The sequence below is a fragment of the Streptomyces sp. CB01635 genome (genome assembly GCF_002803065.1).
In the GTDB taxonomy this organism is placed as follows: Bacteria; Actinomycetota; Actinomycetes; order Streptomycetales; family Streptomycetaceae; genus Streptomyces.
This window is the reverse complement of the sequence record NZ_NNBL01000002.1, coordinates 501,736-522,289: the sequence shown is the minus strand read 5'-3', so window position 1 is coordinate 522,289 and position 20,554 is coordinate 501,736. Positions and strand designations below refer to the sequence as shown.

Sequence of the window (20,554 nt, the reverse complement as noted above, 5' to 3'; positions counted from 1 at the left end):
CATCGTGCCAGGCGCCCGCGAACCGCGCGTCACCGGACGGCTGCCCGGCGGTACGCCCAGGTCGCGAGGGCCAGCGAGGCGACGCCGACGCCCGCGCAGACACCCAGATCGAGGAGCACGACACCCCAGTCCGGATGCGCCCCGAAAGTGCGGGCGAAGGCCTCGACACCGTACGTCGACGGCAGCAGATCGCGCGCGTACTGGATGATCCCCGGCATGCGGTCGGCCGGCAGGACGCCGAGCAGGAGCGCCGCGGACATGCCCAACTGGCCGAGCAGCGTGGCCAGTTCGGGCCGCGGCGCGAGCAGCCCGAGTGCGGCGCCGAGCCCGGAGAGCGCGGCACCGGCGAGCGGGATGACGGCGGCGAGCACCCACAGGTGCGCGAGCGGGAGCTGGAACATGACACAGCCGACGGCGGCGGTCACCACGGTCCCCGGCACGGTGAAGGAGGCGTACGCACCGGCGGCGCCCAGCACCACGGCGGCGGGCGGCACGGGCAGAGTCGCGTAGTGGTCGAGCCCGCCGGCGGCCCGCAACTGCCCGAAATACTGCGCGAGCAGATTAAGAGCCACAAACGCCACAACCAGCACGCTGGACCCGGCGACAACGGCCTGGGCCTCCCGGCCCCCGTCCACCACGCCCCGCATAAGGATCATGATGCCGACGGACTGGAAGGTGGCGACGAAGAGCAGCGGGATCCTGGCGACACGTGCCCGCGAGAGCTGAGCGCGGTACACGGCCGCGAGGGACGGCAGGAGCCGGGCCCTCGGGGCGAGCTCGCCGACGGCGTCAACCTCGGCGCTCAGCCCGCTCACGCCCGCCCGGGCGCCGCCCTGGAGGGCCTCAGCGGGTACGACACTCACGGTGCGCGACTCCTGTCGTGACTGTTCCGTCGGGTACTACGTCCATGGGGGCCGCCGTGTTCAAGACTTCACCAGCCCCTTGGCCTCGCCGCCGAGGGCCAGATACACATCTTCCAGGCTCGGCGTGGTCAGGGAGAAATCGTCAAGGGCGGCGAACGCGGGGCCGCCGGTGACGGCGGCGACGGCGGCCCGCGCCTCGTCGGGGCCGAGCCGCAGCGACCAGCGGCGCCCGGACTCGACAGCAACAGCCCGCAGCGCGGCGACGGCAGGCACATCGAGCGGCGCCCGTTCCCGCCACACGAGCTCGACACGCACCTCGCCGGCGACCTTCTCCTTCAGCCCGGCCGGGGTGTCGCAGGCGATGACGCGCCCGCGGTCCAGAACAGCGACGCGATCGAGCACGGTCTCGGCCTCGATGACGTTATGGGTGACCAGTACGACCGTGGCGCCGCTCTCGGCCCGCCGTCGGTCGACGGCGGCCCAGACGGCCCGACGGGCGACGGGATCCATCCCCGTGGTCGGCTCGTCCAGCACAAGCAGCGGCCGCTCCCCCACAAGGGCGGCAGCAAAGCAGGCAAGCCGCCGCTGCCCGCCGGAAAGCTTCTTCAGGGGCCGCGACGCGATCGCCCCGAGCCCCAGCTCCTCGACCACGGCGTCCCGCTCGGCACGGGCCGTACGCAGATCGAGCCCCCGCAGCCGCCCGGTCGTCTCGGCGGCGAGCGACACGGTCAGCTCGTCCAGAGCGCTCGACTCCTGCCCCAGATAGGCCAGAATCCGCGAGGCCCGCTCCGGATACCGGACGATGTCGTGCCCCAGAATCCCGACGCTCCCGCTGTCGGGCCGCATCAGCCCGGTCAGCTGCCGTACGAGGGTGGACTTACCGGCACCGTTCGGCCCGAGCAGCCCGAAGATCTCCCCGCGCCGGATCTCGAGGGACACCCCGTCGGTGGCCCGGATCGCAGCGCTCCCCGGCGCTCCGCGACGCCCGCGGGTGGCGGGATACGTACGCACGAGATCCCGCACGACGCACACCACATCCCCCCGTCGCCCTCTGGGGGCCGCCTGTGCCGTGCGCGTACTCACGAAGGACGAGACTACGGGGTCGCACCCTCCCGACGACGCCCGGGTAGGGACATGCCACCGAAATCGGGACGCGCCCCGCACCCATCCACGTAGAGGCACCGAGGGACCCCCACCCCAGAACAGCGCCACCCGCGACCGAACGGAAGGGATCGGGGATCCACGCACAAGGCCCAAGGACCCCACCCCCAAACCAGCCACACCCCCGACCGAACCCAAGCGGCCGACGAACCACGCACAAGGCCCGAGGACCCCGCCCCCAAACCAGCCACACCCCCGACCGAACGGAAGCGGCCGGGGATCCACGCACAAGGCCCAAGGACCCGGCCCCAATACCAGCCGCACCCGCGACCGAACGGAAGGGGCCGGGCCGGTATGTCCGCCCGGAGCCGGCACACACTACTGACGCCTACGAAATCCGACGCCGAACCATCCAAGCGAGGACGGACATACCGGCGCGGCCCCGCACCCACCCACACGGCCCGGCGCGAGAACACCAGCCCAGGAAGGCCCGCACCCGACACCGACACCCGGCACGGGCACCGGCACCGGCACGACCGCCACCCCAGGCAGGACCGCCTACTACTCCGCAGCAACCCGCTCCGCAGCGCTACGCACATCAACCTCGCGCCAGAACCCGGCCCGAATCGCATACCGATCGTGCTCGTCGATCTGATCGTCCTTATGGGCAAGGAGCCCGAACCGCGCGGCATACCGCAGCAGCTCCCCGTCAATGCGATGCGGCACCCGGGGATACATGGTGGACAGCTTCTGCAACTCCACCTGGTCCCCCAGCCGTTCCATCCACCGCCGGGCGAACACCTGCCCCACCTCGAAGGGGTCACCCCCGACGGTGGTGATGTCCTCCTCGCGGTCGGCCCACCGCTGCTCCGCGGTGGTCAGCTGCGCCAGCGTCGGCAGGGACGCCGCGTCCGCGGACTCCCCCACGACCCCGGGCCGCTCGACCCACCCCTTGTCGGACGACCACCGCAACGTCGCGTTGGCGGGGTGCTGCGCGGGATGGACATGAGGATGCGCGCCGAGCCCAGGAGCGGCACCGGGCCCCCGCAGGGCCGCGAGGTCCTTGGGCGTGGGCACGCCCCTCCCCACGCCACCCCGCTCGTCCTCGGCCCCTCCACCGTCACCTTCACGCGCGGCGACCCCATGATCGGCACCGTCACCGCCCGCCGCACCCCCCGGCCCCCCGCCGGAGACGGAGGCGCCAGCGCCCCCCGCCACATCGGACAGATCAGCGGAGTGCCCCGCCGCGGAGGCAAGCGCCGACTCGGGCAGCGGCGCGGACAGAATCGCCGCGATCTCCGGCCGCGGAGCGGGCTGCGGCGCACAGATCCCGCCGACTTCCTTGGCCCGCACGGCCTTGGTGATCCAGGCCCGGTCGAGCACGCGCCGCTCATCGGCCTCGGCGACGAGGTCCTCGGACTGGTTGTAGTCGCCGTCGGCGGCCTGCACGGCCCACAGGTGCACGGCGACCCCGTGCTCCTTCGCGGCCATCATGCCGGGCAGCAGATCGCCGTCGCCGGTGACGAGCACGATGTCGGAGCAGGCGCGGTTACGGGCGAGTTCGGTCAGCTCGGCGTGCATCGCCGCGTCGACCCCCTTCTGCGCCCACCGCCCGTCGCTCCGCGTCAACGCACCGAGCCGCACGGTCACGCGGGGCATCACGCGGAGTCGGCGGTGCTCGGGCTGGGGCACCCGGTCCGGCGCCCCGTCGAACCAGTAGATCCGCAGAAGTTGCCGCTCGGTGTCGGATTCGGCGCGCTCACGCAGCCCCTGGATGAGGGCGACGTGATCGACGGCGATCCGGGACCGGGACGGCTCCCCCGCGAGGAGACTCGCGGCGGCCCCCAGCAGGTAACCGGCGTCCACCAGGACGATGCAACGGTCCACGCGATCCACCCTCTTTCGCTGAATTACCGGCGTCCGGAGATCCCACGGTGTCGACGATCGCGGGTTCGCTTCGGGTTTCCTTCGAGTCTGCCCGACCACGCGGAGGTTAACGGCCCGAACTCGATCTTCGGCGTGGCGGATCGGACGAATTCCCGAACCGGCCCGCTCACAGAACTCCCGATGCGGCTCCGACAACGCCCTGACAGCGCTTATAACGCACGGTAATTCTCTGAAATGCGTGCCTCGTCAGCATATGTGAATCTGAATCCGGCCCTGGCCCCTAGACCCCCCGCAGGAGGCAGTCACCATGGCCAAGAACAAGAACCGTAAGCAGGGCGACCAGCGCAACCGCGCTTCCGCCTCCGAGCAGGCGTCCGAGCAGGCCAAGTCGGCCGGTATGGAAGCCCAGTCGGAGATGCAGTCGCAGGCTCAGGGCACCCCCGCGGATGTTGCCCGTAAGCACCAGCGCCGCTTCGGCCACAACTGACGCCTTCCGCAAGGCAGGTAAGCCCTTTGGGCACAGTGAGGGGCGTTCCCGGAATCTTCCGGGAACGCCCCTCACTCACGTAACCGCCAAACGCCTCAGGCTCCTCGCAGCCCGCCGCCTCAGCCCGCCAGACAGGACGGCCCGAGCAGCACCTTGAGGTCGCCGAAGAGCGCGGGATCGGGCTGCACGCGGTGCCGGTCGAGCCGCAGCACCGTTGTCTTACGGGCCCCTTGGAGCTTGATCCGCACCTCGCTGTTGCCCTTGTGGTGGCTGAGGATCTCGCCGAGCCTGCTGACCATCGGCGGGGTCACCTTCACCGTGGGGATGGTGATCGTCACAGGCGCGTTGGTCCCGGCGTTCGACAGGTCGGGGACCATGAGTTCCATCGCGACGAGGCGCGGCACGTCCTCGCGCTTGTCGAGGCGGCCCTTGACGAACACGACGGCGTCCTCGACGAGTTGGGTCGACACCAGCTGGTACGTCGCCGGGAAGAACATGCACTCGATGGAGCCGGCCAGGTCCTCGACGGTCGCGATGGCCCAGGCGTTGCCCTGCTTGGTCATCTTGCGCTGGAGGCCGGAGATGATGCCGCCGATGGTGACGATCGACCCGTCCGAGTAGTCGCCGCCGGTGAGCTGGCCGATGCCCGCGTCCGCCTTGTCGGACAGCACGTGTTCGAGTCCGAACAGCGGGTGGTCGGAGACGTACAGGCCGAGCATCTCGCGCTCCTGGGCGAGGAGATACGTCTTCTCCCACTCGTCCTCGGAGAATTCGACGTCGAGCCCGAAGCCCGGCTCGCTGCTGTCCTCCTCGCCCATGCCGCCGAAGAGGTCGAACTGGCCCTCGGCCTCCTTGCGCTTGACCTGTACGACGTTGTCGATCATCGGCTCGTACTGTGCGGTGAGGCCCTTGCGGGTGTGCCCCATCGTGTCGAACGCGCCTGCCTTGATCAGCGATTCCGTGGTGCGCTTGTTGCACGCGGCGGCCTCGACCTTGTCGAGGTAGTCGGGGAAGGAGGCGTACTTCCCCTTCGCCTTGCGGCTGCGGATGATCGACTCGACCACGTTCGTACCGACGTTACGGACGGCGGAGAGGCCGAAGAGGATCACGTCGTCGCCCTGGGCGGCGAAGTTGTGCTCGGACTCGTTCACATTCGGCGGGAGGACCTTGATGCCCATGCGGCGGCATTCGTTCAGATAGACCGCGGACTTGTCCTTGTCGTCCTTCACCGACGTGAGCAGCGCGGCCATGTACTCGGCCGGGTAGTTCGCCTTGAGGTAGGCGGTCCAGTAGGTGACAAGGCCGTACGCGGAGGAGTGCGCCTTGTTGAACGCGTATCCGGCGAACGGCACCAGGACGTCCCACAGGGCCTGGATCGCCGCGTCGGAGAAGCCCTTCTTCTTGGCGCCGGCCTGGAAGAGGACGAAGTTCTTCTCCAGCTCCTCGGGCTTCTTCTTGCCCATCACGCGGCGCAGGATGTCGGCCTCGCCGAGCGAGTAGCCGGCGATGATCTGGGCGGCTTTCTGCACCTGCTCCTGGTACACGATGAGGCCGTAGGTGAGACCCAGGGTCTCCTTCAGCGGCTCCTCGAGCTCCGGGTGGATCGGGGTGATCTCCTGGCGCCCGTTCTTGCGCTCCGCGTAGTTCGTGTGCGAGTTCATTCCCATCGGGCCCGGCCGGTACAGGGCCGAGACGGCGGAAATGTCCTCGAAGTTGTCGGGCTGCATCTGGCGGAGCAGGGAGCGCATCGGGCCGCCGTCGAACTGGAACACGCCGAGCGTGTCACCGCGGCAGAGCATCTCGTACGTCTTGGGGTCGTCCAGCGGGAGGGCGAGCATCTCCAGGTCGACGCCCTTGTTGGCCCTCACCATCTTGACGGCGTCGTCCATGATCGTGAGGTTGCGCAGGCCGAGGAAGTCCATCTTCAGCAGGCCGAGCGACTCGCACTGCGGGTAGTCCCACTGCGTGATGGTGACGCCGTCGGTGTGCCGCGTCCAGAGCGGGGCGTGGTCGACGATGGGCTCGCTGGACATGATGACGCCGGCGGCGTGCACGCCCATCTGCCGGACCAGGCCCTCGACGCCCTTGGCGGTGTCGATGACCTTCTTGACGTCCGGCTCGTTCTCGTACATCCCCCGGATCTCGCCCGCCTCGCTGTAGCGCGGGTGGGCGGGGTCGGTGATGCCCGACAGGTCGATGCCCTTGCCGAGGACGTCGGCGGGCATCGCCTTGGTGAGGCGGTCGCCCATCGCGTACGGGTAGCCGAGGACTCGCGCGGAGTCCTTGATCGCGTTCTTGGCCTTGATCTTTCCGTAGGTGCCGATCATGGCGACCTTGTCGGCGCCGTACTTCTCGGTCACGTACCTGATCACTTCGACGCGCCTGCGCTCGTCGAAGTCGATGTCGACATCGGGCATGGAGACGCGCTCGGGGTTGAGGAACCGCTCGAAGATCAGTCCGTGCGTGATCGGGTCGAGGTCGGTGATGCCCATGGCGTACGCGACGATCGAACCGGCCGCCGAACCACGGCCCGGGCCCACCGCGATCCCGTTGTTCTTGGCCCACATGATGAAGTCGGCGACGACCAGGAAGTACCCGGGGAACCCCATCTGGATGATGATGTCCATCTCGTACTCGGCCTGCTTCTGCCGGTCCTCGGGGACGCCGCCCGGGTAGCGGCGGTCCATGCCGACCCGGACCTCTTCCTGGAACCAGGTGACCTCGGTGAAGCCGTCCGGGATCTCGAACTTGGGCATCAGGTCGCGCTTCTCGAACATGCCCGTGGTGTCGATCTGCTCGGCGACCAGGAGCGTGTTGGCGCAGCCCTCCTGCCAGGCGTCCGAGGAGTCGATGGCGTACATCTCGTCGGTCGTCTTGAGGTAGTAGCCCGTGCCGTCGAAGCGGAAGCGGTCCGGGTCCGAGAGGTTCTTGCCGGTCTGGATGCAGAGCAGGGCGTCGTGCGCGGTCGCCTCGTGCGCGTACGTGTAGTGCGAGTCGTTCGTCACCAGGGGCGGGATGCCGAGCTTCTTGCCGACCCGCAGCAGGTCGTCGCGGACCCGGCGCTCGATGTCGATGCCGTGGTCCATCAGCTCCAGGAAGTACCGGTCCTTGCCGAAGATGTCCTGGTACTCGGCCGCCGCCTTGACCGCCTCGTCGAACTGGCCGAGGCGAAGGCGCGTCTGGAGCTCACCGGACGGGCAGCCGGTCGAGGCGATGAGCCCCTCCGACCACTGGGAGATCGTCTCCTTGTCCATGCGCGGCCACTTCGTCAGCCAGCCCTCCGCGTACGCGTCCGAGGACAGCTTGAAGAGGTTGTGCAGGCCCGTGCTGTTCGCCGCCCAGATCGTCTTGTGGGTGTAACCACCCGAACCGGAGACGTCGTCCCGCTTCTGGTGCGGCTGGCCCCACTGGACCTTGCGCTTGTTGCGCCGGGACTCGGGGGCGACGTACGCCTCGATCCCGATGATCGGGACGACACCGGACTTCTTCGCCGTGTGGAAGAAGTCGTACGCCCCGTGGAGGTTGCCGTGGTCGGACATGGCGATGTGCGTCATGCCCATTTCATTGCAGGCGTTGAACATGTCCTTGAGCCGCGCGGCACCGTCCAGCAGCGAGTACTGGGTGTGGACGTGCAGGTGCGTGAACGGCGGCTTTGACACGACTTCGGCCTCCAACGAAAACGGACGGAAACGGACCGGTGACGGGCAGCGGTCAGTCTCGGGGGACAGCTTGGAAGTCTACGGGTGGCCACTGACACCCGACGGGCACTCGGGGGTACGGTCATGCGTTGGACAGAGCAGGACAGCTGTCCCCCCCGTCACGATCCACGGTCACCATCCGCCGTCACCCCCGACGGCACAGCCCGCACCAGGAGGCACCCCGCGATGTCGGTCCCGCAGCCCACCGCTGAGCAGCGCGGCGAGCAGATCCTCACCGTCTTCGACACCGCGTTCGGCGAGCTCCTGGCCGCCGACCCCGCGGCGTTCCGGGTCAAGTTCCGGAAGATGGCCTCGTCCGCCTTCGCGTTCTACCGCGGCACGGCGTGCCTGTTCTACGCGGACCTGGAGCGCGAGCGGCACGGCGGCCCGTACCTGGACGACCGCACGGGCCGGGTGTGGATCCACGGCGATCTGCACGCGGAGAACTTCGGCACGTACATGGACTCCACGGGCCGCCTGATCTTCAATGTGAACGACTTCGACGAGGCGTACGTCGGCCCGTTCACCTGGGACCTCAAGCGCTTCGCCGCCTCGGTGGCCCTGATCGGCTACTCCAAGGCACTCGGCGACGAGCAGATCACCGAGCTGGTGCAGGTCTACGCGGGCGCGTACCGCGAGCGGATCCACGCGCTGGCGACGGGCGCGAAGAGCGACGAGGTACCGCCCTTCACCCTGGACACCGCCGAGGGCCCGCTCCTGGACGCGCTGCGCGACGCCCGCTCCCTGACGCGCTTCGGGCTGCTCGACTCGATGACCGAGATCCGTGACTTCGAGCGCCGCTTCGCGCCCGGCGGCGGCTCCATCGAGCTCGACGCGGCCACGCGCTACAAGGTCCTCGCGGCCTTCGACGGGTATCTGGAGACGCTCCCCGAGTCCTCCCTGACCCGTCCCGACTCGTACCGCGTGAAGGACGTCGTGGGGCGGCGCGGCATCGGCATCGGCTCCGCGGGCCTGCCCTCGTACAACATCCTTCTGGAGGGCAACAGCGACGCCCTGGAGAACGATGTCGTGATCTATCTCAAGCAGGCGCAGACGCCGGCCGTGTCGCGGCACATCACGGACGCGGCGATCCGCGACTACTTCGAGCACGAGGGCCACCGCACGGTGATCTCGCAGCGCGCCCTGCAGGCGCACGCGGACCCGTGGCTGGGCTGGACCGAACTGGACGGCTCGGGGCAGCTGGTCGCCGAGGTCTCGCCGTACGCGGTGGACCTCGACTGGTCGGACATCGACGACCTGGACGAGATCGCCGCCGTCGTCGCCGACCTCGGCCGGGCCACGGCGACGATGCACGCGGCGGCCGACGACCTGTCCGGGCAGTCCCTGGTGCCGTTCTCCACGGAGCGGGCCATCGACGCGGCGATCGCGGCGGACGAGGACGGCTTCGCGGGCCTCCTGGTCGACTTCGCGCACGACTACGGCGCACGCGCGCGTGCGGACCACCAGATCTTCGTGGACCTCTTCCGCAACGGCCGGATCCCGGGCCTGTAGGCCGCACGGACCGACAACGCTCCCGTAACTCACAGCGACCCTTTAGGGGTCCCTTACCGGAACGCATGGGACACTCCTCCGCGATGGACGACATATCCGGGACCCAGCTCAGAGCCGTGCGCGCGGCGCTCTTCACGGCACTCGTCGTGACGCTCTCCGCCGCGTCGCACGTCCTGCTGTCCCGGGTCCCCCTTCCGGTGGTGACGGTGGCGGCCACGGCCTTCGCCGTCTTCGTCCTCGCGTACACGCTGGCGGGGCGTGAGCGGAGCTTCGGCCGGATCGCGGCCCTGCTCGTCCCGCTGGAGCTGGCCGCCGACACGGTGTTCACCACGGGCCAGCACGTCTGTTACGGCGCGGCGGGCGGGCCCGTCGCCGGGCCGCTGCGCGCGGTCGGCCTCGACGTCCTGTGCGGCGGAGGCGTCGGTGCGCCGCTGGCCCGCATGACCGGCGGACACACCGACAAGGCGGCCGCGCTCCTCGCGCACACCGACCCTGCCGCCGCCTGGCTGCTCCTCGGCGCGCATGTCGCCGTCGGCCTCCTCGCAGCCGCCTGGCTGCGCCGCGGCGAGCAGGCGCTGGCCCAGCTGCTGCGCGCGGTCGCCGGGTTCACCTTCCGGCCGCTACTGATCGCCTTCGCCGCGGTGCGGGCCCACCTGGAGCCCGTACGCCGCCTGCCGCGGCGCCCCGCGCGCCGGGTGCGGGCCGCGCGTACGCAGCTGTGGGCGCACTCCGTGGGACGGCGCGGACCGCCGTGCGTGGCCCTGGCCGCCTGAGGCCCGGTCCCAGCGCAGCAGTCCCCCGAAGACCTCGCAGAACCCACACGGAGAACGATCATGAGCCAGAGGAACAGCCAGGCCGCGAAGACCGCCGCCCGAGAGCGGCTTCGCGCCGAGCGCGAGCGGCAGGCCAAGAAGGACAAGGCGAAGCGGCAGGTGAAAGTCGCCGGAGCCGTCGTCGCCGTCCTGGCGATCGCCGGCGGCATCGGCTTCGCAGTGATGCAGGGCAACAAGCCCGGCTACTGGGAAGCCGCCAAGGACGACAAGCTGGTCGCGCCCGAGAACACCACGGGCAAGAACAACACGACGGTGACCCTCGGCAAGGACTCCGCCAAGAAGACGCTCATCGCCTACGAGGACTCGCGCTGCCCGGTCTGCGCCGCCTTCGAGCAGACGGTCGGCCCGACGGTGAAGAAGGACCTCGACGACGGCAAGTACAAGATCCAGTACGTCGGCGCCACCTTCCTCGACAAGAACCTCCAGGGCGAGGGCTCCAAGAACGCGCTCAGCGCGCTCGGCTCCGCCCTGAACGTCTCCAAGGACGCCTTCTGGGACTTCAAGGAGGCGCTGTACTCCACGAAGTGGCACCCGGAGGAGACGGACGACAAGTTCAAGGACGACGCCTACCTCATCAAGATCGCGAACACTGTCCCGGAGCTGAAGAACAACTCGGCCTTCCAGAAGGACGTCAAGGACGGCACCTTCGACAAGTGGGCGCTGGAGATGTCGAAGAACTTCGACGACAACAAGTACGGGGTCCAGGGCACCCCCTCGTTCGTGATGGACGGCAAGCAGATCACCGGCTCCGACGGCAAGACCGCGCCCAGCACCGTCGCCGACTACAACACCGCGGTCGACAAGGCACTCAAGGGCTGACGCGAACCGGCGGCCTCACCGGCTGACGCGCCGTCGAAGTGTGGGCGAACTCTTCGGAGTTCGCCCACACTTTGCTCTTACTGGTCAGTAATGTGATCACCTGTGACCAGTCGACTCAACATAGACAGCCCTCTCGCCACTGCTGCCGGGACGGCCAACTCCCCTGCCCCGCGCCGCCGTTCGGTCGTGAAGGCCGCTGCCGCCACAGCAGGCGCCGCCGCCCTCGCCCCGCTCGCCACCGCGCCCGCCGCGCACGCGGCCGACGGGCCCGCCTTCCTGCACGGCGTCGCGTCGGGCGACCCGCTGCCCGACGGCGTCCTCCTGTGGACGCGCGTGACGCCCACCCCCGACGCGGTGCCCGGCTCCGGAAAGGGCCCCGCCACGGACGTCCGCTGGGAGGTCGCGCAGGACCAGGACTTCCGCCAGGTCGTCGCCCACGGCACCACCACCGCCCGGGCGTCCGCCGACCACACCGTCAAGGCCGATGTAAGGGGTCTTCTCCCGGCGAGCGTCTATTACTTCCGCTTCTCTGTAGAGGGCACCCAGGGCGCCGTGTCCCCCGTGGGCCGTACGCGCACGGCGCCCGCGCTCGACGCGCAGGCCGCGGGCGTCCGGTTCGGCGTGGTCTCGTGCGCCAACTGGGAGGCCGGCTACTTCTCCGCGTACCGCCACCTCGCCGCCCGCACCGACCTGGACGCGGTGCTCCATCTCGGCGACTACATCTACGAGTACAAGACCGGCGAGTACCCCGAGGCCAAGTACGTCGTACGGCAGCACGAGCCGCGGCACGAGATCCTCACGCTCGCCGACTACCGCGTGCGCCACGGCCTGCACAAGACCGACGCCGACGTGATGGCCGTGCACGCCGCCCACCCGCTGATCGCCATCTGGGACGACCACGAGTTCGCCAACGACGCCTGGTCGGGCGGCGCCGAGAATCACACGCCGGACACCGAGGGCGACTGGGCGGCGCGCCAGCAGGCCGCCAAGCAGGCCTACTTCGAGTGGATGCCGGTGCGCCCGTCCACCGCAGGCACGGTCTACCGCCGCCTGCGGTTCGGCAAGCTGGCCGATCTGCACCTGCTCGACCTGCGCTCGTTCCGCTCGCAGCAGTCGACCGTCGGCAACGGCGACGTGGACTCCCCCGAGCGCTCGATCACCGGCCGCGCCCAGCTCGACTGGCTGAAGGCGGGCCTGGCCGCATCCGACGCCTCGTGGAAGCTGGTCGGCACCTCGGTGATGATCTCGCCGGTCGCCTTCGGCTCACTGCCGGCCCATCTGCTGGAGCCGCTCGCCGAGTTGCTCGGCCTGCCCACGGGCGGCCTCGCGATCAACGTCGACCAGTGGGACGGCTACACGCACGACCGCAAGGAGCTGATCGGGCACCTGCGGGACAAGGCGATCCGCAACACGGTCTTCCTCACCGGCGACATCCACATGGCGTGGGCGAACGACGTGCCGGTGACCGCCGGCACGTATCCGCTCTCCCCCTCCGCGGCCACCGAGTTCGTCGTCACCTCGGTGACCTCCGACAACCTCGACGACATCCTGCACGTGGCTCCGAACACCATCTCGACGGTGGCGGAGGGGGCCATCAAGGCGGCCAACCGCCATGTGAAGTGGCTGGACATGGACGCGCACGGCTACGGCGTCCTCGATGTCACCGCCGAGCGCTCGCAGATGGACTACTACGTCGTCTCCGACCGCAAGGATCCGGCCGCGACGACCTCCTGGGCCCGCTCCTACCGCACCCTCAACGGCACGCAGAAGGTCGAGAGGGTGAACGCGCCGGTGCGCTGACCCGAACCTCGGGTGGCGCACGAGAGGCCAATTCCAGCCACTCGTCGGCGCGTTAAGAACAGATCACACCGCTACGGCGGGTGGTGCTGCCCGTGGATCGAATGCGGACACACCACCCGTCGTGGTAACCGCCCCCGTTACGCCCGCATCCCAAACTCCGGACGTCACACGAAAATTTCTTCCCGTTGCCCCGAATTGCCGGAGGAAGAGCGGTAGTTGATTGGGCCAGAACATCGCTCTTCAAGACCTGACATGGCCACGTAATCTCCCCGCGGCGGCGAGGAAGTTCCTCCCCCCACCCGTCCGCGAGGAGTCCGCATGACCACGCTTGCCCGAATATCTCCGCTGATGCGCCGCCGGCTGATCGGCACCGCACTGGTGGCCGGAACCCTGGCCATCGCCCCGCTGTCCGCCCCGTCGGGCAGCGCCGCGACCACCAAGGCGTCGGCCTCGGCGGAGAAGTGCGCCGACAGCGGCAACGCCGTGGCACGCGAGAAGAAGCCCACCGGCGCCGGCCACGCGCAGGAGCCGAACGAGGTCAGCGCGGCCAAGGCCAAGTCCATGGACGCGGACATGCAGCGCAGACTCGACAAGATGCGCGCCGACGGAACGCTCTCCAGAGGCCTCGCCGCCGCGTCGACCACGATCCCGGTCTACGTCCACGTCGTCCACGACGGCGCGACCGGCAAGCTCACGTCGACCGACATCACCAAGCAGATCGACGTCCTGAACGCGGCCTACAGCGGCCAGGGAACCGGCAACAACGACTCGGGCTTCACGTTCACGCTGGCCGGCACCGACTACACGGACAACGCCGCCTGGTACAACGGCATCACGCCGGGCTCCGCCGCCGAGAAGTCCATGAAGTCCTCGCTGCGCAAGGGCGGCGCGGGCGCGCTGAACTTCTACACCGCCAACCTCGGCGACGACCTGCTCGGCTGGGCGACCTTCCCGTCCTCGTACAAGTCGAACCCGTCCGACGACGGCGTGGTCGTCCTCGACACCTCCCTGCCGGGCGGCTCGGCCACCAACTACAACCAGGGCGACACGGGCACCCACGAGATCGGCCACTGGATGGGGCTTTACCACACGTTCCAGGGCGGCTGTAACGGCAACGGCGACTACGTCTCCGACACCCCGGCCGAGAAGAGCGCCGCGTTCGAGTGCCCGACCGGGCGCGACACCTGCACCAACAAGACGGGTGTCGACCCGATCCACAACTTCATGGACTACACGTACGACTCCTGCATGTACCAGTTCACCGCGGGCCAGGTGCAGCGGATGAAGGACAGCTGGACGGCGTACCGCGCGGGCTAGTCGCCTAGAGCGAATCGAGGAAGCCGAGCGCCACCCGCCAGGTGGCCTCGGCCGCCTCCGCGTCGTAGTCCGGCAGTTCGGGGTCGGTGTAGAGGTGGCCGGCGCCCGCGTACCGGTAGACCTCCACGTCGGCGCCGGTCCGGCCCATCTGGAGGTACCAGGCGCTCAGCCAGTCGTCCGTCTCGAACGGGTCGGGCTCGGCGACGTGCAGCTGTACGGGCAACTCGTCGACGGAGGCGTTCTCGGCGATGTCCGAGGTGCCGTGCAGGAGCAGCAGGCCGCGCGCCTTGTCGTCACCGAGGGCCAGGGTCTGCGCGATCGAGGCGCCGAGGGAGAAGCCGGCGTAGACGAGCCCGCGCTCGGAGTACGGAGCGGCAGCGAGGATGGCGCGCTTGAGCAGCTCGTCCTTGCCGATCTCCTCGTTGAAGGCCATGCCCTCCTCGACGGTGTCGAAGGTGCGGCCCTCGAAGAGGTCCGGGGTCCACACCTCGTGTCCGGCGGCCCGCAGCCGGTCGGCCGCGTCACGGACGGCGGGACGCAGGCCGTACGTCGAGTGGAAAAGCATGATGTTCATGGGGCCCATGGTGCCATCCGGGGGCGCCCGTCACCGTCAGCGGCCGCGCTCCTCAGCGCAGGCTGCGCACGTCGAGGTGGCGCAGCACGCGGTCCACGATCTCGGGGTCGGCGCCCGGCTCGCTGCGCGCCGCGAGCACCTCGTGGCGGGCGGCGGAGAGCATCTCGTTCTGGATGCGGCGCACGCGCTTGATCCTTGAGAAGCGCTTGGCCTGGGCCTCCTTGCGTTCCTCGCTGCCCAGTTCGGGGTCGATGCGCAGCCCGATGTCGTAGGCCCTGCGGGCCATCTGGTCGGAGAGGTCGTCGGGCAGCTCCTCGACCTCCTCGATCTCCTTGAGGCGACGCTTGGCGGCCCTGGCCGCGCGGAGCGCGAGCTGCTGCTCGAACTCCTTCTCCTTCTCGGCGTCCGCCTTGACCCCCAGCTTCTTCACCAGCCAGGGCAGGCTCAGCCCCTGGAGCACGAGGGTGCCCATGATGACGCCGAACGCGATGAAGACGATCTCGTCGCGGTCGGGGAACGGTGACTTGTCGTCCATCGTGAACGGGATGGCGAGGGCCAGCGCGACGGAGGCGACCCCGCGCATTCCGGCCCACCACATGATCACGGTCTCGCGCCAGGAGATGGGGATGTCCTCGTCGAGATCCCGCCGCGCATGCAGACGCCGCGTCAGCCAGGTAGCCGGAAGCAGCCACAGCAGACGTACGAAGATGACGACCGCCACGACGGTGCCGGCCCAGCCGAGCATCTCGCCCCAGCGGCCGGACGCGGTCCTGATCGCGTTGTGCAGTTCGAGGCCGATGAGGCCGAAGGCGACGCCGGTGACGAGTGTGTCGACGATGTCCCAGAAGGCGCGGCCGGTCAGCCGGGTCATGACGTCGTCCGCGTCGAACGCGTACTCGGCGAGGAAGAGCGCCGTGACGAGTACGGCGAGCACCCCGGAGCCGTGCAGCTCCTCGGCCAGCACGTACGAGGCGTACGGCATCAGGAGCGTCAGGCCGATCTGGAGCGTGGAGTCGTCGAGGAAGTCCATCAGCTTGTTCGCGGTCCAGCCGATCACGAGCCCGACGACCAGCGCCACGACGGCGGACAGGAGCAGCGAGACGACGGCCTCCGGCCACGAGAAACTGCCGCTCACGACGGCGGCGATGGCCACGTGGTAGAGCACGATCGCGGTCACGTCGTTGAACAGGCCCTCGCCCTCCAGGGTCGACACCAGGCGGCGGGGCAGGCCGAGTTGGCCGGCCACCGCGGTCGCGGCGACGGGGTCGGGCGGTGCGACGAGGGCGCCGAGCGCGACGGCCGCGGCGATCGGCAGGCCCGGCACGATGGCGTTGGCGACGAACGCGACGGCCGCCGTGGTGACGAAGACCAGGGCCACGGCAAGCAGGAAGATCGGCCTCTTGTTCGCGGCGAACTGGCGCCATGACGTGCGCTTCACGGCCGCGTAGAGCAGGGGCGGCAGCAGGATCGGGAGGATCAGGTCGGGCGGGACCTCGACGTTCGGCACGACCGGGAGGAGCGCCAGGCCGATGCCGAGCAGCGTCATCAGCACGGGCGCGGGCAGCCCGAGCCGGTCTCCGAGCGGCACGCTCAGCACGGCCCCGAGCAACAGCACGAACAGCAGGGCCAACTGATCCACGGTGCGCACCCCGGCGAGTAGCGGCGGTCAAGCCATCGGACGATCAAGTCCCCAGCGTGCCACGCACGTCGCTCTGTGGTGATTTGTGGCGCGAGTCGGTGCCGTTGAGACCAGGCCGCGCGGCCCTAGGGCCGGTCGTCACATTCCAGTCGTCCGGCCTGAGGGAGGGCCTGACAGCGTCTGGTGCGTGCGATCGCCAGGCGCCGGAGAGTCCTCGACAGGGGTCTCCCCTGCTCGAGCGAAGCCGAGAGCTTGGGGGAGTGCGTGCCAGACGCCGCCAGGCAGGCGGGAACATGACGACAGGCCCTAGGGGGCGTCCGGCTGCCCCAGCGCCTTCCGCATCGCCCGGTGCGGAATCCCCGCGTCGGGAAACTCCGGCCCGTACACGGCATAGCCGAGGCGCTCGTAGAACCCCAGCGCATGTGTCTGCGCGTGCAGGTCCACGGCGACGAGTCCACGCTCCGCCGCGGCGTCCTCGATGGCCCGCACGAGGGCCGCGCCCACGCCGAGCCCGCGCGCGGCCTTCGCCACCGCGAGCCGGCCGAGCGCGCCGACCCCGGCGTCACCGCCGTTCTTCGCCACTGCGGCGGCGCCGGTCAGCAGCCGCCCCGTGCCGAGCGGCTCACCGTCGGCGCGCAGCGCCAGCACGTGCACCGTGCCTGAACCGGCGTCGTGCTCGTCGTACTCGAGCTCCTGAGGAACCCGCTGCTCGACGACGAAGACCTCCTGGCGCACGGCGAAGCACGCCTTGCGGTCGGCCTCACTGTCGGCGACCCGCACCACGTATGAGGAAGAGGGCTGCGGCACGGTCACGAGCTCTCCGCCCGGACGCGGTCCAGGGCCGTCTGCAGGTCCTCGGGGTACTCGCTGGAGAACTCGACCCACTCGCCGTCGGCCGGGTGCTCGAAGCCGAGCCGCACGGCGTGCAGCCACTGCCGGGTGAGGCCGAGCCGCTTGGCGAGCGTCGGGTCGGCGCCGTACGTCAGGTCGCCGACGCAGGGGTGCCGGTGGGCCGACATGTGCACGCGGATCTGGTGCGTGCGCCCCGTCTCCAGCTTGATGTCCAGGAGGCTGGCGGCGCGGAACGCCTCGATGAGGTCGTAGTGCGTGACGGAGGGCTTGCCCTCGGCCGTCACGGCCCACTTGTAGTCGTGGTTCGGGTGGCGCCCGATGGGGGCGTCGATCGTGCCGCTCATCGGGTCCGGGTGGCCCTGGACCAGCGAGTGGTAGCGCTTGTCGACGACGCGCTCCTTGAACTGGCGCTTCAGCGTCGTGTACGCGCGCTCCGACTTGGCGACGACCATGAGGCCGGAGGTGCCGACGTCGAGCCGGTGGACGATGCCCTGGCGCTCGGCGGCGCCGGACGTGGAGATCCGGTACCCGGCGGCTGCGAGGCCGCCGATCACCGTCGTCCCGGTCCAGCCGGGGCTGGGGTGCGCGGCGACGCCGACCGGCTTCATGATCACGACGATGTCGTCGTCGTCATGGACGATCTCCATGCCCTCGACGGGCTCGGCGACGATCTGCACCGGGGCAGGCGCCTGCGGCATCTCCACCTCGAGCCAGGCACCGCCGTGCACCCGCTCGGACTTCCCGACCACCGAGCCGTCGACCGCCACCTTCCCCGCCGCGGCGAGCTCGGCGGCCTTGGTGCGGGAGAAGCCGAACATGCGGGAGATGGCGGCGTCTACGCGCTCGCCCTCCAGGCCGTCGGGCACGGGCAGGGTTCGGATCTCGGGAATCGTGCTCACCCATTGAGTATGCAGGAGCCCGCCGACACTCCGGACCGCGCGAGGGGAAAGCCCCTGGTCGCTCAGTCCTTGTGGACGGTCCCGTCCGGGTCGAGGCCCCGGAACGACAGGAGCACGATCAGGATGCCGCCGCACACGATCGCCGAGTCGGCGAGGTTGAACACGGCGAAGTCCTTCGGCGCGATGAAGTCGACCACGGCCCCTTCGAAGACACCGGGCGAACGGAAGATCCGGTCGGTGAGATTGCCGAGCGCCCCGCCGAGGAGCAGCCCGAGCGCGATCGCCCAGGGCAGGCTGTAGAGCTTGCGGGCGAGCCGGGCGATCACGACGATCACGGCCGCGGCGATCACGGTGAAGATGATCGTGAAGGCCTCGCCGATGCCGAACGCGGCGCCCGCGTTCCTGATCGCCTCGAGCCGCAGCCAGTCACCGAGGAGCTCGATCGGCTCGTGGTGCTCCAGCTTCGCGACCACGATCATCTTGCTGACCAGGTCGAGGGCGTACGCGAGGGCGGCCACCGCGAACAGCACGGCGATCTTCCGCTTGCCCTTGGGCCGCTCCTGGGCCTCCCCGCCGTTGTCCGGCCCGTCTGCCCCCGCATCCGGGGTGTCCGGAGTACCGATGACACGCTCCGCCTCTGCCACGTGAGTCCCTCAACCTAGGTACCTGACTGAGGACGAGAGTACGGCACACACGTACGCCCTCAGCAGCCCAGGAGCGACTCCATGACGGAGCGCGCCGCCGGGTCAGGAACGGCGCTCCTGCTTCTGCTTGCACTCGACGCACAGGGTCGCCCGCGGGAAGGCCTGCATCCGCGCCTTGCCGATCGGGTTCCCGCAGTTCTCGCAGATCCCGTACGTGCCCGCGTCGAGCCGCTCCAGGGCGCGCTCGGTCTGCTGGAGCATCTCCCTGGCGTTCGCGGCCAGCGACAGCTCGTGCTCCCGCGTGATGTTCTTCGTGCCGGTGTCCGCCTCGTCGTCGCCGGCGCCGTCCCCGGAGTCCCTCATGAGCCCGACGAGGGCCTTCTCCGACGACTCGATCTCGCTGTTCAGGCGCAGCGCCTCGCTCTGGAGCTCCGCCCGCGCCTCCGCGACCTCGGCCGGGGTCCAGGGGTCCTCGCCCGGCCGTACCGCGAGCTCGCCCGGCTCCACGGCCGCGACCCGCGCATTCGGCACCGCGCGGGGCTTCTTCGCCGTGGCCGTACCGGGGGTCTTCTTCGCAACCACAGTCGTGGCTCCCGTCGTCTCCGCGGCCGACGCCGCGCCATCGGCCGCGGACGCGACCGCCTTCTTCTCCGCGCTCTTGTGGCCAGTGGCCTTCTTGACCGCGTTCTTCCTGGCGCCCGTTCTCCCGGCCGCGCCCTCCTCGGCGACGACGCTTTCCGCTTCCTCGGAGGCCTGCGCGGTGTCCGCGCTCTGCGTGGCCTTCGTGGCCTTCGTGGACTTCGCGGCCTTTGCCGACCGAGCGGTCTTGTTGGCGGTCTTGGTCACGGTCTCGGCCGCCGCCTTCGCGGCCTTCGCCGTCTTCTTGGCCGCCGCGCTCTTCGTACCCGCGCTCTTCCTGGCCGCCGTCTTCGTCGCGATGCTCTTCTTCCCGGCGGCCGGTTTCTTCGCGGCCGGGGCCGCGTCGGCCGCCGCCTTCGCAGGCCCCGCCTCCTCGACCGCGACCTTCACGCCGGCGGATGCCTCACGCACCCCCACCGGTCTCTTTTTCGCCACCATGGCCGCGGCCCCTTCACATTTTGTGATCTTGCTCGCGAATCGTGCTGGGACGATAAATCGACTTCTGACCCGCGGCAACGGGGCACACCGCCCGATGCGCCCGCCCCGCACGTCCCGCGCGGCAGACTTGCAAGCGTTGTGCCCAGCTCCCCGCCGGGTAATCCGCCGAGGCGCCCGGCCCCGCGATCCGTCGGGCCCCGTGTCGCCATTCGGGTCAGCCCGCGAGGCCGTGACCAGCCCGGCAAGATCTCTGACGAGCCCCTACGACAACACCTCTGAGGAATAAACTGAGGCATAAATAGAGAAGGTGCATCATCATGCGCAAAGTAGTCGACTGCCGTGACGTGCCGAGCGAGACGAACTGCACCCTCGCCATCACGGGTGAGGAGGACGAGGTGGTCCGCGCCGCGGCCGAGCACTCCGTGTCCGTTCACGGTCACACCGACACCCCCGAGCTGCGGAACATGATCCGCAGCAACCTCAAGGACGAGATCCCCCAGCACGCCTGACACCGACCGCCCCGGGTCCCTGACGCCGCCCGCCCCAAAACCG

General features: G+C 69.7%; 17 protein-coding genes. 7 read left to right on the top strand and 10 right to left on the bottom strand.

The annotated features are described in order from the left end of the window. Window positions 1-29: 29 nt before the first annotated feature. The 3 genes from CG723_RS06360 to CG723_RS06350 all read right to left on the bottom strand — a co-directional run bounded on the left by CG723_RS06360 (window position 30) and on the right by CG723_RS06350 (window position 3,851). The gene (locus CG723_RS06360; protein WP_100592241.1) at window positions 30-863 is read right to left on the bottom strand and encodes an ABC transporter permease; all 834 of its coding nucleotides are present in this window, start codon (window positions 861-863) and stop codon (window positions 30-32) included. A 60-nt stretch (window positions 864-923) separates the two neighbouring features. Further along, window positions 924-1,946 carry an ABC transporter ATP-binding protein gene (locus tag CG723_RS06355; RefSeq protein WP_199841671.1) on the bottom strand — a complete coding sequence of 341 codons (1,023 nt, stop codon included), beginning with the start codon at window positions 1,944-1,946 and terminating at the stop codon, window positions 924-926. A 579-nt stretch (window positions 1,947-2,525) separates the two neighbouring features. Continuing rightward, complete coding sequence (locus CG723_RS06350; RefSeq protein WP_100592239.1) at window positions 2,526-3,851, bottom strand: NYN domain-containing protein; 1,326 nt, start codon at window positions 3,849-3,851, stop codon at window positions 2,526-2,528. A 307-nt stretch (window positions 3,852-4,158) separates the two neighbouring features. Here CG723_RS06350 and CG723_RS06345 point away from each other — a divergent pair, with 307 nt between their 5' ends. Further along, the gene (locus tag CG723_RS06345) at window positions 4,159-4,338 is read left to right on the top strand and encodes a hypothetical protein (protein ID WP_100592238.1); all 180 of its coding nucleotides are present in this window, start codon (window positions 4,159-4,161) and stop codon (window positions 4,336-4,338) included. A 119-nt stretch (window positions 4,339-4,457) separates the two neighbouring features. Here CG723_RS06345 and dnaE read toward each other — a convergent pair whose 3' ends face one another. Then, on the bottom strand, window positions 4,458-7,997 hold the full coding sequence (gene dnaE / locus CG723_RS06340) for a DNA polymerase III subunit alpha (protein ID WP_100592237.1): 3,540 nt from the start codon (window positions 7,995-7,997) through the stop codon (window positions 4,458-4,460). A gap of 225 nt (window positions 7,998-8,222) precedes the next feature. Between dnaE and CG723_RS06335 the strand changes: the two genes are divergently transcribed. The 5 genes from CG723_RS06335 to CG723_RS06315 all read left to right on the top strand — a co-directional run bounded on the left by CG723_RS06335 (window position 8,223) and on the right by CG723_RS06315 (window position 14,317). Then, complete coding sequence (locus CG723_RS06335) at window positions 8,223-9,548, top strand: DUF2252 domain-containing protein (protein WP_324902777.1); 1,326 nt, start codon at window positions 8,223-8,225, stop codon at window positions 9,546-9,548. Window positions 9,549-9,631: 83 nt separating this feature from the next. After that, complete coding sequence (locus CG723_RS06330) at window positions 9,632-10,321, top strand: hypothetical protein (protein WP_100592593.1); 690 nt, start codon at window positions 9,632-9,634, stop codon at window positions 10,319-10,321. A 60-nt stretch (window positions 10,322-10,381) separates the two neighbouring features. Then, a complete protein-coding gene (locus CG723_RS06325) occupies window positions 10,382-11,200 on the top strand; it encodes a thioredoxin domain-containing protein (protein WP_100592235.1) in 819 nt (272 codons plus the stop codon). Between the two features lie 120 nt (window positions 11,201-11,320). Next, window positions 11,321-13,000 carry an alkaline phosphatase D family protein gene (locus tag CG723_RS06320; RefSeq protein WP_100592592.1) on the top strand — a complete coding sequence of 560 codons (1,680 nt, stop codon included), beginning with the start codon at window positions 11,321-11,323 and terminating at the stop codon, window positions 12,998-13,000. A 318-nt stretch (window positions 13,001-13,318) separates the two neighbouring features. Continuing rightward, window positions 13,319-14,317 carry a zinc metalloprotease gene (locus tag CG723_RS06315; RefSeq protein WP_100592234.1) on the top strand — a complete coding sequence of 333 codons (999 nt, stop codon included), beginning with the start codon at window positions 13,319-13,321 and terminating at the stop codon, window positions 14,315-14,317. 4 nt (window positions 14,318-14,321) lie between these two features. Here the strand turns inward: CG723_RS06315 and CG723_RS06310 are convergent, their stop codons facing one another. The 6 genes from CG723_RS06310 to CG723_RS06285 all read right to left on the bottom strand — a co-directional run bounded on the left by CG723_RS06310 (window position 14,322) and on the right by CG723_RS06285 (window position 19,975). Beyond that, window positions 14,322-14,891 (bottom strand): dienelactone hydrolase family protein, encoded by a 570-nt coding sequence (locus tag CG723_RS06310; protein WP_100592591.1) that lies wholly within the window; start codon window positions 14,889-14,891, stop codon window positions 14,322-14,324. 52 nt (window positions 14,892-14,943) lie between these two features. Next, on the bottom strand, window positions 14,944-16,530 hold the full coding sequence (locus tag CG723_RS06305) for a Na+/H+ antiporter (RefSeq protein WP_100592590.1): 1,587 nt from the start codon (window positions 16,528-16,530) through the stop codon (window positions 14,944-14,946). Between the two features lie 306 nt (window positions 16,531-16,836). Continuing rightward, window positions 16,837-17,343 (bottom strand): GNAT family N-acetyltransferase, encoded by a 507-nt coding sequence (locus CG723_RS06300; RefSeq protein ID WP_100592233.1) that lies wholly within the window; start codon window positions 17,341-17,343, stop codon window positions 16,837-16,839. Continuing rightward, a complete protein-coding gene (locus tag CG723_RS06295) occupies window positions 17,340-18,281 on the bottom strand; it encodes an RluA family pseudouridine synthase (protein ID WP_100592232.1) in 942 nt (313 codons plus the stop codon). Before CG723_RS06295 ends, CG723_RS06300 begins: the two co-directional genes overlap by 4 nt. Before the next feature lie 62 nt (window positions 18,282-18,343). Further along, the gene (lspA, locus tag CG723_RS06290) at window positions 18,344-18,925 is read right to left on the bottom strand and encodes a signal peptidase II (RefSeq protein ID WP_100592231.1); all 582 of its coding nucleotides are present in this window, start codon (window positions 18,923-18,925) and stop codon (window positions 18,344-18,346) included. 102 nt (window positions 18,926-19,027) lie between these two features. Next, a complete protein-coding gene (locus CG723_RS06285) occupies window positions 19,028-19,975 on the bottom strand; it encodes a TraR/DksA family transcriptional regulator (RefSeq protein WP_234374162.1) in 948 nt (315 codons plus the stop codon). A gap of 344 nt (window positions 19,976-20,319) precedes the next feature. On the opposite strand from CG723_RS06285, the gene CG723_RS06280 reads away from it, so the two are divergent. Next, window positions 20,320-20,511 (top strand): DUF1059 domain-containing protein, encoded by a 192-nt coding sequence (locus tag CG723_RS06280; RefSeq protein ID WP_100592229.1) that lies wholly within the window; start codon window positions 20,320-20,322, stop codon window positions 20,509-20,511. Window positions 20,512-20,554: the final 43 nt, after the last annotated feature.

Bases quoted from the DNA above. Each gene is read 5' to 3' on its own strand.
- CG723_RS06345 (WP_100592238.1), top strand. From the start codon at position 4,159: ATGGCCAAGAACAAGAACCGTAAGCAGGGCGACCAGCGCAACCGCGCT.
- CG723_RS06335 (WP_324902777.1), top strand. From the start codon at position 8,223: ATGTCGGTCCCGCAGCCCACCGCTGAGCAGCGCGGCGAGCAGATCCTC.
- CG723_RS06330 (WP_100592593.1), top strand. From the start codon at position 9,632: ATGGACGACATATCCGGGACCCAGCTCAGAGCCGTGCGCGCGGCGCTC.
- CG723_RS06325 (WP_100592235.1), top strand. From the start codon at position 10,382: ATGAGCCAGAGGAACAGCCAGGCCGCGAAGACCGCCGCCCGAGAGCGG.
- CG723_RS06315 (WP_100592234.1), top strand. From the start codon at position 13,319: ATGACCACGCTTGCCCGAATATCTCCGCTGATGCGCCGCCGGCTGATC.
- CG723_RS06310 (WP_100592591.1), bottom strand. From the start codon at position 14,891: ATGAACATCATGCTTTTCCACTCGACGTACGGCCTGCGTCCCGCCGTC.
- CG723_RS06280 (WP_100592229.1), top strand. From the start codon at position 20,320: ATGCGCAAAGTAGTCGACTGCCGTGACGTGCCGAGCGAGACGAACTGC.